This window comes from Natronomonas sp. EA1 (genome assembly GCF_051195035.1).
Classification (GTDB): Archaea; Halobacteriota; Halobacteria; order Halobacteriales; family Haloarculaceae; genus JBNTJV01.
The window spans coordinates 24376-36248 of the sequence record NZ_JBNTJV010000005.1 but is presented as its reverse complement, the minus strand read 5'-3'; the positions used below and the strand labels follow the sequence as shown (position 1 = coordinate 36248).

The following is an 11873-nucleotide window of genomic DNA, read 5'->3' as shown; positions in this document are numbered from 1 at the left end:
TGGATATATACGCGTCCCCAAGAGACTCTCTGCCTGTATCGGGTGACTCACGATTCTCCGCATCGAGTTCCAGACGATCCCATCCGGCGTCGTCAACGACCTCAGGACGCAGGTTTCCGGCGTTCGCCGGATCGAGTTCGAGAACGCCTTCTACGCCGACGAAGGGGACTGGATCGAGTCGCTGCTGGTCACAGCTGACACTGCGTTCGACCCGGAAGCGGCCGTGGACTCGCTCTCCCGTGCGGAGTTGTTCCATTGCGAGCAGGTGTCGACGGACGCGTCCGACCAGCCCACGTACCGACTGACGATCGTCGCCCACGAGCCGTACCCGTTCATCCTGGGGGTGATCCTGCGGGAGAAGGCCATCCCGAACCGGCTGAAACTGCACGGTGAGCACTTCGACGGGGTCGTCACGGTGAAGGTGTGGGAGGACTTCCGCCGGCTGGCGGACCAGATCCAGGAGCAGTTCGGCCGGTTCGAACTGCTGAGCGTGAACCAGGTCGAGACGACCGGCGAGCCCCTCGGTAGCGGGCAACTCGGCCGCGTGTTCCGGAACGAACTCTCTCACCAGCAGCTCGCCGTCCTCAAGGCCGCCCACTCGATGGGCTACTTCGACGCGCCACGGAGGGCCTCGGCCGACGATATCGCGAAGGAGCTGGGCATCGCTCAGTCGACACTGAGCGAGCGCCTCCGCCTCGCCGAAAAACAGGTGTTCGACCTCGTGTTCTCCACCGACGAGGACGCCTCGGCGACCGAGTCAGACGCCGAGTGAGCGGTCGACGCGCGGTCGTCGTGTGCGCCGCCAGCAACCGTCCTGGGGTGTTGTGCAGTTGTAGAGGGACGGTGGCTCCTCGAGTCGAATTTGCCTCTGACTCCATCGAGTAGCTTCCACCCGGGTCCTTTATTGGTATGTATTGGATATGAATATGTATGAGACGAGCTGAACGGCGGAAGGTCGGAGAGCGTGGCCAGGTGACGATTCCGAAAGAGCTCCGCGAACGATTCGGGATCAAGGGCGGGGACGACGTTCTGATCTACGAAGAGGCGGGGAAACTGGTTATCGAACGACCGGTCTCTCGTGAGGAGCTGGCAGCGGGTTACCGCCAACGTGCCTCCAGAACCCGCAAACTCGCCGAGGAGATGGAGGGCGTTTCGTCGGAGGCGAACGAGCATCTGGGCGACGCCCCGGAGTGGTAGCGGATGTCCCCGTCCGTTCGTCGAGGCGATGTCGTCATCGTCGAACTCGATCCGACGCAGGGATCCGAACAGCGGGGGACGCGTCCGTGTCTCGTCGTGCAGAACGATGTCGGTAACGCGAATGCCCCGACGACGATCGTCGTTCCGTTCACTACCTCGTTCGGCGACCAACTCTACCCGTTCGAAGTGCTCGTCCCTGCCGAGGCGGGCCCACTTCGAGAAGACTCCGTTGCCCTCTGCAGCCAGATCCGAACGGTCTCGATCGACCATCGCATCAGGGAGAACCTCGGCTCGATCCCGGCAGAGCGACTGGACGAGGTCGATACCGCACTCGAATACAGTCTCGGCCTCATCGAACTCTGATAGAGCTGACCGACGGTCATCCCGTCATCGGAGACTTCGCTATCGAACCCATCGTGACCGTCGGCAGATCGCCTGCGACACTATCTCAGAATGTTGAGTATTTCTCGGGGTCGTGTTCCCCAGCCCACCTCTCGCTCTGACCAGCAGTGCACTTCGACGCGGTGTTCGCCCCTGGAATATGGATGTCTATATAAAACACGATGATGATTGGACGGAATCGGGAGTAGATTCACCCCAACAACTGTGAAAGGCTGTGACGCGATGGCGCAGGACAAACGCTTCGGAATCGAGAGAGGTACAGTCTCCCGACGCCGCTTCATTCGCGTCGCGGGCGCAGCCGGGCTCGCTGGGATGGCCGGCTGTCAGGGGAGTAGTGACGGCGAGGGAAGCAGTGGCGATGGGCGCACGATCGAGACCCAGTTCTGGGAGGAGTGGCCCGTCGACACGAAGGGGAAGTCGGTCAACGACGAGGCCGTCCAGTTCGAGTACACCGCGGTCGAGGGGCAGCCGCTGAGCGAGGTGGACGTCCACTTCGCACAGTCCGAAACGCCGTGGATGCGCGAGCACGCGTTGATGATCAAAGACTCGTTCAACGCGCTCGGTGTGCCGGTGAACCTCGTCAACGTCCAGCCGAGTACCCGATACGGAGAGTACTGGCGTGCCGACATCGGCCACCCGACGCCCGCGGTGATGAACCTCCACGGGCCGGACCCGCAGCGTGGGCTCGACCCGAACCCGTTTTTGATGCGTGCACACCCGGAGACGGGCGGGAACTACTACAACTACAAGAACGACGAGATCACGGCGCTGCTCGACGAGCAGGCGGCGACCATCGGCGACGTGGAGAAGCGCGCCGAGCTCTGTAAGGAGATCCAGAAGAAGCTCAGCGAGGACGCGTACATCATCGCCTCGAACTTCCCGGACGTGATCACCGTGGCGAACACGGCCGACTGGGAGGGGTACGTCCCGACGCCGGGGAACGGAACCACCCGCGACTCGTTCATCTGGACGCAGGTGAACCTCCAGCCGCAGGGGGACTCGAGCTCCTGGGTGAAGGGTGTCATCACCGGGATGCAGGGGACGAACCTCCCCTGGTCGACCGGCGGGATGGAGGAGAAGCGGCTCCTGAACGTCTACGACGGCCTCTACGACGCCTCCCCGGAGCTGGAGATCGTCCCGGGGCTCGCGACCGACCACGAGGTCGTCGACGAGACCACCGTCGAGATGGAGTTACGCGAGGGCGTCACCTGGCACGACGGGAAGTCGTTCAGCCCGGAGGACGTGAAGTTCAGCGTCGAGGCGTACAAACAGCACACGGCCCCCCAGCAGGGTCCGTTCTACCGGACCATCGACAGCGTGGAGGTCGTCTCGAACTCCGGTGGTGGGCGCGTCCGGTTCAATCTCACCGAACCCGACGCCTCGTTTCTCACCCAGCGGGCCGTCCGCAGCGTCATCATCCCGAAACACCGGTGGAAGGACATCGACAACCCCGGCCGGCACAACCCGGAGAACCCCATCGGCACCGGGCCGTTCAAGTTCGTCAACTGGGAGCAGGGGACCGAGCTCCGCCTCGAGAAACACGAGGACCACTGGCTGTGGAACGACGACATCCGCGAGGAGATCCTCGGCGAGTACTTCGTCCCCGGCGACGGCATCGACGAACTGGTCGAGGCCAACGTCGGGAACGTCTCGACGCTCATCGGCGCGATGCAGTCCGGCGACATCGACGCCATCGGGACGACCGTCTCGAACCAGCAGGCGGATCGCGCGGCCAAATCCGACGGCGTCGAAAAACAGACCTCGGAGAACTACGTCCCGACGGACGTTCACCTCAACCACATCGTCCCGCTGTTCCGGGACAAGACGTTCCGTGTGGCGCTCAGTCACGCCATCGACAAGAAAGGGTTCGTCGAGAACGTGCTCGGTGGGCGTGGCACCGCCATCGAGGGCCAGCGGCTCATCACGAGCCTGCTGACGCCCTTCGCGGCCGAGACGGAGCCGTACGAGTACGACGTCGATAAGGCGAAGACGATGCTCCAGCAGGCGGGGTACTCGCTCGGTGGTGACACGCTCGTCTGGCCGCAGGGCGACGCCTGGGAGGCCTTCGCCGAGCGCGTCGAGGACGGCCACGCCACCCGCTCCGAGCTCGACCAGCCGGACTTCTCCTGATCACCCATGAGCTTCAGGAGATTTCTCGTCAAGCGGACGGCGATCGCGGCGGTACTGACCCTGGTATCGGTCAGTATCATCTTCGCGACGCTCAGGCTGTTGCCGAGCGACCCGTTCAGCGGGCTGGTCGCGACTGGCTCGTTGACGGCCGAGCAGGTCACGAGACTGCGTGCGATGTACGGCCTCGACGACCCGATCTACGTGCAGTACATCAAGTACGTCAAGAACCTACTCACGTTCCAGTTCGGGATCTCGCTGACACAGCAGCGACCGGTCGGGGCCATCGTCATCCCCGCGCTCGTCAACACGCTCGTCCTGCTGTTGCCGGCGCTCATCGTCACGGCGATCATCAGCTCCATCGCCGGGATGTACGCCGGGTGGAACCGGGGGTCGTGGTTCGAGCAGTGGTCCATCGTGATCACCACGTTCTTCCGGGCGACCCCGATCTTCGTCACCGGCATCTTCCTGCTCATCATCTTCTCGTATGGGCTCAACTGGCTGCCGGCGTTCGGGATGCGGAGCCCGATGGCGAACCCACAGGGGTACGCGGAGACGTATCTCTCACTGGACTTCCTGAAACACTACATCCTCCCGTTCACGGCGTCGGTGCTGTTCTTCAGCGGGGACTTCCTGATGCTCGCGCGCAACTCCATCGTGGAGCGCAAGGGGTCGGAGTTCCTCAAACTCCACCGCGCGAAGGGGCTCTCCGAGCGCGAACAGCTCGCCCGGGCCGGCCGCAACTCACTGTTGCCGCTGGTGACCTACTTCGCACTCCGGACGGGGATGATCTTCCAGGGCGTCATCACCCTCGAAGTGGTGTTCGCGTGGCCGGGTATCGGCCGAGCGCTGGTTCAGGCGATCCTCAACCAGGACTACCCGACGGTCCAGGCGGCGGTGTTCATCATGGCGCTGGCGGTCATCGTGATGAACCTCTCCGCGGACCTGGCGTACGCGAAACTCGACCCGACGATCGACGCAGGTGATGTCTGATGTCGGGATACTCGCTCGACGCCGACACTGTGAGGGACCGTGTCCGATCCGAACTCGACCGCGCCAGCGACATCCTGAGCGTCATCTGGCAGGATACGGCCGCGCGGATCGGCCTGCTCATCCTCACGGCGTTCGTGTTCATCGGGCTCTTCGGGCCGTACATCGCGCCCTACCATCCCATCGAGGACACGCTCCGGCAGGACTACTCGATCATGAAACTGACGAGTCCAAGCTCGAAAGCGCTGCTCGGGACGACCTCCTTCGGGAAGGACGTCCTGAGTCAGTTCCTCGCCGGCGCGCGCCCGACGCTCATCATGGGCTTCTTCGGCGGCGTCGGCACCGGTGTGCTGGGCTTCCTCGTCGGCCTCTCGAGTGGTTACTTCGGTGGCCGCGTCGACGAGGTGCTGATGCGGATGACCGACCTCACGTTCGCGCTGCCGCTGTTGCCGATGGCGCTTTTGATCCTGTCGTTCGTGACGCCGAACGTCTGGCTCATCACCGCCATCATGGTGATCTTCCTCTGGAAGATGCCGGCGCGCGTCATCCGGTCGGAGGTGATGACGGTGAAGGAACGGACGTTCGTGAAGTCGGCCCGAGCGAGAGGTGCCGGCCACCTCCGGACGATGTTCCTGCACGTCGCGCCGAACGTCATCGGTATCGGCTTCCTCTACACGGCGTACGCGGTCGGCTGGTCCATCGTGGTCGGGGCGTCGCTGGCGTTCCTCGGCTTCGGTGACCCGACGACGACGTCGTGGGGCCGGATGCTCCAGCAGGTGTTCCGCTCCGGCGCCATCCGCGTCGCCTGGTGGTGGGTCATCCCGCCGGCATTCGGTATCGCCGCCGTGACCACTGCGGTCTTCCTCGTGGGGCGCGCCCTCGAGGAGATCGTCAACCCCGAACTCAAGAGCGACCACGAATGAGCCTACTCGAAGTCAACGACCTGAAGATCACGTACGAAACCCCCGGCAGCGACGTTCACGCCGTCAACAACGCCTCCTTCTCCATCGAGGAGGGGGACAACTACGGGCTCGTCGGCGAGTCCGGCTCCGGCAAGTCCACGCTGGCGAAGGCCGTGCTCGGCCTGCTCGACGATAACGGTGCCATCCGGTCCGGGAGTGTCACGTTCAAAGGTCGTGACCTCGTCGGGCTGTCCGAAGCGGAGTGGCGGGAGGTCCGCTGGGAGGAGATCGCCTACATCCCCCAGAGTGCGATGGACTCGCTCGACCCGGTGATGAGCGTCGGCAAGCAGATCCGCCAGGCGATCCGCAAGCACAAGGACGTCTCGAAGACGCGGGCGGACGAGCGCGTCGACGAGGTGTTCGAGATCGTCGGGCTCGACCCCGCGCGGACCGGCGAGTACCCCCACGAGTTCTCCGGGGGGATGCGCCAGCGCGTCACCATCGCGATGGCGCTCGCGCTCGACCCGGATCTCATCATCGCGGACGAGCCGACGACCGGGCTGGACGTCATCGTGCAGGACAAGATCGTCCACAAGCTCATGGAGATCCAGGAGGAGATCGACAGCTCGTTGCTGTTGATCACCCACGAGGTCGGCGTCGTCGCGGAGACCTGTGACGAGGTGTCGGTGCTCTACGGCGGGAAGGTGATGGAGCAGGGCGCCACGTTCGACGTGTTCAACGACCCGCAGAACCCCTACACGATGGGGCTCAAGAACGCGTTCCCGGAGGTGGACGAACTCGACCAGCAGGCGATCTCCATCCCCGGGTCGCTCCCCGACCAGACCGAGGAGCCGACCGGCTGTGTGTTCCGGAACCGGTGTCCGTTCGCGACCGAGGAGTGCGCGGACGGGCACCCGCCGCTGGTCGACAGCGGCGCGCAGGCATCGGCGTGTTACCACGCCGACGAGGCGGAGCGTATGCAGGAGCGGGCGAGCGACCCCCAGACGTGGGGGATCGACGCCCCGGAGGAATCGGACGGCCGTGACCTCGGCGAGGTCATCGTCGAGACGGACGGCCTGGAGAAGTGGTTCGAGCAGTCCCAGCCCATCGTCCAGGACCTCCTCGGCGAGGAGCCGGAGTACGTCAAGGCCGTCAACGGCGTCGACCTCGACGTCCGTGAAAGCGAGATCGTCGGCGTCGCCGGTGAGTCGGGCTGCGGGAAATCCACGCTCGCCGAGGTGATCTCTGCCTTACAGTCGCAGTCCGGTGGGGAGATCCTCATCGACGGGGAGCCGGTCGACGACCTGCTGGCGGCGGACACTCAGGCGTTCCGGTCGCAGGTCCAGTTCATCTTCCAGGACCCGTTCGATTCGCTGAACCCCCGACAGCGGGTTCGCGCCGCGGTCGGCGAGCCGCTGAAGATCCAAGGGCACGAGCCCGAAGTGATCGACCGGCGCGTCCGCCAGACGCTCTCCGACGTGGGACTCAATCCGCCGGAGAAGTACCTGGAGAAACATCCGGACCAGCTCTCCGGCGGTGAGCGTCAGCGGGTCGCCATCGCGCAGGCGCTCGTACTCGAACCCAAACTCCTCATCTGTGACGAGCCCGCCTCGATGCTCGACGTCTCGCTGAAGGCGAACATCCTGAACATCCTTCGGGAGATGGCCAACGAGCGAGATATCGGCATCGTCTACATCTCACACGACCTGGCGAGCCTCTCGCAGATCACCGACCGGCTGGCGGTGATGTATCTCGGCGAGATCGTGGAGATCGGCGCGACCGAGGAGGTCGTCGAGAACCCCAGACACCCCTATGCGGCGTCGCTGCTCTCGGCATCGCCGAAGGCCGACCCGAACATCGACCGCCAGCGGGTGCTGCTCCCCGGTGAGCCGCCGAACCCCATCGAACTCCCCGGTGGGTGTAACTTCGCGCCCCGGTGTCCGAAAGCGACCAAGGAGTGTCACCAGAAGGACCCGGCCCGCTCGACGTTCACGGAGGGTGACCACGAGGCCGCGTGTCACCTCCCGGTGGAGGACATCGAGAGCGAACTCCTGGCTCACTACGCCCGCGAACGCGAGCGTGTCGAGCGCGAGTCCGCCGAGGAGGCGTAGCCGATGGGCCCAGGCTCCCCGGTGCGAGCGACGCTGCACGAGGTGCCGCCGCTGGCCGTTCAGGTCGGTGGCGTCCCGATCTCGGATAGCGTCATCGCCGTCGGTGGGGTCGCCCTCATCACCGTGCTCATCGCGCTCTCGGCGTTCTTCTCCTCCTCGGAGATCGCCATGTTCTCGCTGCCGGCACACCAGGTCGAGAAACTCGTAAACGACGACGTGCCAGGGGCGGCGATGGTGAGCGAGATGAAAGCAGACCCGCACCGTCTGCTCGTGACCATCCTCGTCGGCAACAACCTCGTCAACATCGCGATGTCCTCCATCGCGACGGGGCTGCTGGTCGTTCTGGGGTTCGGGCAGGGGACCGCCGTCGCGTTCGCGACTCTCGGCGTCACGGCGCTGGTCCTGCTGTTCGGCGAGAGCGCGCCCAAGAGCTACGCGGTCGAGAACACCCAGTCGTGGGCGCTCCGCATCGCGCGGCCACTCAAACTCTCGGAGTACGTCCTCCTCCCGCTGGTAATCCTGTTCGACTACCTCACGCGGGCTGTAAACCGGGTTACGGGCGGTCGCTCGGCCATCGAGACCTCCTACGTCACCCGCGAGGAGATCCAGGACATCATCGAGACGGGTGAACGCGAGGGCGTCCTCGACGAGGAGGAACGGGAGATGCTCCAGCGCATCTTCCGGTTCGACAACACCATCGCGAAGGAGGTGATGACCCCCCGACTCGACATCACCGCCGTCGAGCGTGACGACGGGATCGAGGAGGCCATCGCGACGTGTATCCGGAGCGGCCACCAGCGACTCCCCGTCTTCGAGGGCGGGCTCGACAACATCATCGGGGTCGTCACGCTCTCCGATCTCGTCCGGGAGTGCCGCTACGGAGAGGGTGATCTGAGCACGCTCGACCAGCACGTGGAGGCGGTGCTTCACGTCCCGGAGAGCAAGAGCGTGGACGACCTCTTCGAGGAGATGCGCCGCGAGCGCGTCGGCATGGCCGTCGTCATCGACGAGTTCGGCACCACGGAAGGGCTCATCACGACCGAAGACCTCGTCGAGGAGATCGTCGGGGAGATCCTCGGTGCGGAGGAGGAAGAGCCCATCACGGTCGTCGACGAGACGACCGTGCGCGTCCGCGGGGACGTGAACATCGAAGCCGTCAACGACTCACTCGATATCGACCTCCCCGAGGGTGAGGAGTTCGAGACCATCGCGGGGTTCGTCTTCAACCGGGCCGGCCGGCTGGTCGAAGAGGGTGAGTCGTTCACCTACGACGACGTCGAACTCCGCGTCGAGGGGGTCGACAACACGCGTGTCACCCGCGTCCGAATCACGGAACAGTCTGACGAAGCATCCGGGAATCACTCGGTGGAGGTCAGCGGGTGACCGCGCCGACATTCCCACAGCGCATTCACTGACCATGACGATACTCACCGCCGTCGGAAAGGAACTGCATTCGAACGACCCGATCAAGATCGGATACGAGCTCGCGACGACCTACGACGAGCAGCTGGTCGTCCTGCACGTCATCCCGAAAGCGGACTTCGCCAAGCATAAGAAGGCCGTCAAGGGGACGCCAGCGTACGACGACTTCGCCATCAGTATGGAAGAGCAAAGCGGGGCTGAAGTCGCCCGAAAGGCGGTCCACGAGTCGCTCGACGACTACGACATGGACCGCATCGAGACGAAGGGCCGTGTCGGTGACCCGGCTAAGAAGGTTCTCGCCGAAGTCGAGTACAGCGATCCCCGCTATCTGGTGATCGGCGGTCGACCGCGGTCACCGGTCGGGAAGGCCGTCTTCGGGAGTACCGCTCAACGTCTGCTGTTGAACGCCTCCTGTCCCGTGGTGTCCGCGATGGACGGAGAAGAGTAACTGCGATGGAGCCCGGTCGCAATCGGACCCGCTAACCCCCACTGCTACCCAACCCACTCACACGAACACACCTCACGATGTTCCCCCACTCTCGCCTGGTTCGCCCCGAATCTGAGTACGCCAATCACAACCCGCGGTCACGCTCGAGATGAGTGTCGCCACTCAGCTCGCGTACATGCTCCTCCTGCTCTCTGTTGGGGCAGGGCTGCGAGCCGCGGGTATCCTCACCGAACACCGGCGTGATCGGCTCACCTCCCTCGCGTTCTACGTCGCCCTCCCGGCGCTGGTCTTCTCCTCGACCGTCAACCGGTCGCTCTCGGAGGTGCTCGTCTGGCAGCTGTTCGTCGGCGTCACGGTCGTCCTGCTCCTGGTCGCCGGCATCGGCTGGGTGGTCCACCGCGAGAACGAGCTGCCGGCTCGCCGCGGGGTGGCGGTCGTCCAGTCGTACCACTGTAACATGGGCTTTCTCGGCGTCCCGTTCGTCGCGGCGACCTTCGGGGGCGTCACGGCGGGGAAGGCCAGCCTCATCCTCGGGATCGGCACGCTCGTCCAGGTGTCGCTCACGGTGTTCCTGCTCACGCGCATCACCAGCACCGACGCCGATGTCGTCGAGGAGCTGCGGAGTCTCGTGACGAATCCCGTGCTACTGGCGCTCGCGTTCGGTATCACGGGGAGTGCCGTCGGCGTGGCGCTTCCGGGCGTGGTCCAGAGCGGCCTCGATATCCTGGGGGGGCTCGCCCTCCCCATCGCCCTCCCGGCCGTCGGGGCGTCGCTCACGGCTGAAGACGGGCTCGTCGACCTGCCCACCGTCAGCGCCGTCACCGCGGTGAAGCTCCTCGTCATGCCGCTGCTGGCGCTGCTCGTGTTCGTCGGCCTCGATGCCACCCCGACGACGCTTCGCGCTGGCGTCCTCATGCTCGCGATGCCGACCGCCGTCTCGACGTACATCTACTCGAGCGAGCTCGGCGGTGACGGCGACCTCGCGTCCGCGACGGTCCTCGCGACGACGGTGGTCGCCGTGGGGACGCTGTTCGGTGTGGTGCAGGTGCTGGGTCTGGTCACGTGAGTACGGAGCCCCCCGGTGTGGCCGCGACGAACTATTTGCATATATTTGAATAATCCGAAGATATATTGAGAGCAACCGCCTACAGAGAGGTATGACCGAGTTCGATCCGGCCCCCTCGTCCGACGAGACGCGGCGCCGGTGGCAGGCGGGGACAGACACGTTCGGCCGCGTCTACGACGTCGTCCTCGGCGTTATCGCTCCGACGGCCTACACCGAGATCGCCGAGCTCGCGGACTGCTCTCCGAATGCCGCGAAAAAGCACCTCGACCGCTTGGCGGAGATGGGCATCGTTCGAGCCGACAGGGACAGCCGCCCGGCGACATACGAACGAAACGAGGGGTACCTCGAATGGCAGGACGCCAGTCGAATCGCGAACGAGCTCTCCATCGAGGAGATCATCGACCGCGTGGAGGCACTCGAAGCCCAGCGAACGGAGTACGAAGCGCAGTTCGAGACGACCGACCCGACGGCAGTCGACGTGTTCGAGCACGAAAGTCACGAAACCATCCACGAACGAATGGCCGCGGTCAGCGAGTGGCAGGGCGTGATTCGCGACGTTCGACTATATGAACTTGCGCGCCAGCTCTCCCAGAACGACGGGCATCTGATTCGGGCGTAAATGAGCCAGCCACCGGAGGAGCCGGGCGCACACTCGACAGGGCCAGCGGACAGACAGACGTTGCGCCTGCTGGAGCGACACCTCTCGTCGGATTCGCTCGTCGCCGAGACCGCGTTCGACCCGGATCCGTACGAACCTCGACTGCTTCGTGGCCTGCTCGATGCTGGACGATACCCGGACGCAGTGACCGTGGCCCGTCTCGACATCCGGTGGTTCACGACCGGCGACTTCTCGGTTCACTACGTCGAAGCGCACGAGGACGGGGAACGCTGGGCGTGTCGCTGGGACCGGCACCCGAACGCGCACAACACCCGGTTGCACTTCCACGAGCCACCGGCTGCCACCGAAATCAGCGACCTCGAACTTCCGTCGTCTCATCCACTCGACGTATACGCCACCGTCCTCACGGCGATCGAGCAACGTATCGAGACACTGTGGTCTTAGTTCGGGGGGCGAACGACCGGAAGCTACCCACTGGAGGACTTCTCAGTGAACTGCGGGAAGACGGACGCCTCGGGGCAGGTGTGCATTCCGGCGTGTCCCGAGCGCAGAACCGAGAACCGGGGGGTAACCAACAACACACGGAAAT

At 64.7% G+C, this 11873-nt stretch carries 12 protein-coding genes; all 12 read left to right on the top strand.

The window, feature by feature from the left end; genetic code table 11:
* The first annotated feature begins 223 nt into the window (after window positions 1–223).
* The 12 genes from ACQUQR_RS15000 (at window position 224) to ACQUQR_RS14945 (ending at window position 11728) form a co-directional block, all read left to right on the top strand.
* Window positions 224–772, top strand: a complete 549-nt coding sequence (locus ACQUQR_RS15000; RefSeq protein WP_435197328.1) for a helix-turn-helix domain-containing protein — start codon at window positions 224–226, stop codon at window positions 770–772.
* A gap of 158 nt (window positions 773–930) precedes the next feature.
* Window positions 931–1197, top strand: a complete 267-nt coding sequence (locus ACQUQR_RS14995; protein WP_435197327.1) for an AbrB/MazE/SpoVT family DNA-binding domain-containing protein — start codon at window positions 931–933, stop codon at window positions 1195–1197.
* 3 nt (window positions 1198–1200) lie between these two features.
* Window positions 1201–1560 carry a type II toxin-antitoxin system PemK/MazF family toxin gene (locus ACQUQR_RS14990; RefSeq protein ID WP_435197326.1) on the top strand — a complete coding sequence of 120 codons (360 nt, stop codon included), beginning with the start codon at window positions 1201–1203 and terminating at the stop codon, window positions 1558–1560.
* A 351-nt stretch (window positions 1561–1911) separates the two neighbouring features.
* Window positions 1912–3729: an ABC transporter substrate-binding protein gene (locus ACQUQR_RS14985; protein ID WP_435197465.1), complete on the top strand. Its 1818-nt coding sequence runs from the start codon at window positions 1912–1914 to the stop codon at window positions 3727–3729.
* Between the two features lie 6 nt (window positions 3730–3735).
* Window positions 3736–4719 (top strand): ABC transporter permease, encoded by a 984-nt coding sequence (locus tag ACQUQR_RS14980; RefSeq protein ID WP_435197325.1) that lies wholly within the window; start codon window positions 3736–3738, stop codon window positions 4717–4719.
* Complete coding sequence (locus ACQUQR_RS14975) at window positions 4719–5639, top strand: ABC transporter permease (RefSeq protein ID WP_435197324.1); 921 nt, start codon at window positions 4719–4721, stop codon at window positions 5637–5639. The genes ACQUQR_RS14980 and ACQUQR_RS14975 overlap by 1 nt, the downstream gene beginning before the upstream one ends.
* Window positions 5636–7729 (top strand): dipeptide ABC transporter ATP-binding protein, encoded by a 2094-nt coding sequence (locus ACQUQR_RS14970; protein ID WP_435197323.1) that lies wholly within the window; start codon window positions 5636–5638, stop codon window positions 7727–7729. The genes ACQUQR_RS14975 and ACQUQR_RS14970 overlap by 4 nt, the downstream gene beginning before the upstream one ends.
* A 3-nt stretch (window positions 7730–7732) precedes the next feature.
* Window positions 7733–9112 carry a hemolysin family protein gene (locus ACQUQR_RS14965; RefSeq protein ID WP_435197322.1) on the top strand — a complete coding sequence of 460 codons (1380 nt, stop codon included), beginning with the start codon at window positions 7733–7735 and terminating at the stop codon, window positions 9110–9112.
* Window positions 9113–9146: 34 nt separating this feature from the next.
* Window positions 9147–9599 (top strand): universal stress protein, encoded by a 453-nt coding sequence (locus ACQUQR_RS14960; protein WP_435197321.1) that lies wholly within the window; start codon window positions 9147–9149, stop codon window positions 9597–9599.
* 148 nt (window positions 9600–9747) lie between these two features.
* Window positions 9748–10665: an AEC family transporter gene (locus ACQUQR_RS14955; protein ID WP_435197320.1), complete on the top strand. Its 918-nt coding sequence runs from the start codon at window positions 9748–9750 to the stop codon at window positions 10663–10665.
* Between the two features lie 91 nt (window positions 10666–10756).
* The gene (locus tag ACQUQR_RS14950) at window positions 10757–11284 is read left to right on the top strand and encodes a DUF7342 family protein (protein ID WP_435197319.1); all 528 of its coding nucleotides are present in this window, start codon (window positions 10757–10759) and stop codon (window positions 11282–11284) included.
* The gene (locus tag ACQUQR_RS14945; RefSeq protein ID WP_435197318.1) at window positions 11285–11728 is read left to right on the top strand and encodes a hypothetical protein; all 444 of its coding nucleotides are present in this window, start codon (window positions 11285–11287) and stop codon (window positions 11726–11728) included. It begins immediately after the preceding gene.
* The last annotated feature ends 145 nt before the right edge of the window (window positions 11729–11873 follow it).

Coding starts and splice junctions, on each gene's coding strand:
- ACQUQR_RS14995 (WP_435197327.1), top strand. CDS start 931: ATGAGACGAGCTGAACGGCGGAAGGTCGGAGAGCGTGGCCAGGTGACG.
- ACQUQR_RS14960 (WP_435197321.1), top strand. CDS start 9,147: ATGACGATACTCACCGCCGTCGGAAAGGAACTGCATTCGAACGACCCG.
- ACQUQR_RS14945 (WP_435197318.1), top strand. CDS start 11,285: ATGAGCCAGCCACCGGAGGAGCCGGGCGCACACTCGACAGGGCCAGCG.
- ACQUQR_RS14975 (WP_435197324.1), top strand. CDS start 4,719: ATGTCGGGATACTCGCTCGACGCCGACACTGTGAGGGACCGTGTCCGA.
- ACQUQR_RS14990 (WP_435197326.1), top strand. CDS start 1,201: ATGTCCCCGTCCGTTCGTCGAGGCGATGTCGTCATCGTCGAACTCGAT.
- ACQUQR_RS14950 (WP_435197319.1), top strand. CDS start 10,757: ATGACCGAGTTCGATCCGGCCCCCTCGTCCGACGAGACGCGGCGCCGG.
- ACQUQR_RS14965 (WP_435197322.1), top strand. CDS start 7,733: ATGGGCCCAGGCTCCCCGGTGCGAGCGACGCTGCACGAGGTGCCGCCG.
- ACQUQR_RS14955 (WP_435197320.1), top strand. CDS start 9,748: ATGAGTGTCGCCACTCAGCTCGCGTACATGCTCCTCCTGCTCTCTGTT.
- ACQUQR_RS14985 (WP_435197465.1), top strand. CDS start 1,912: ATGGCCGGCTGTCAGGGGAGTAGTGACGGCGAGGGAAGCAGTGGCGAT.
- ACQUQR_RS14980 (WP_435197325.1), top strand. CDS start 3,736: ATGAGCTTCAGGAGATTTCTCGTCAAGCGGACGGCGATCGCGGCGGTA.
- ACQUQR_RS14970 (WP_435197323.1), top strand. CDS start 5,636: ATGAGCCTACTCGAAGTCAACGACCTGAAGATCACGTACGAAACCCCC.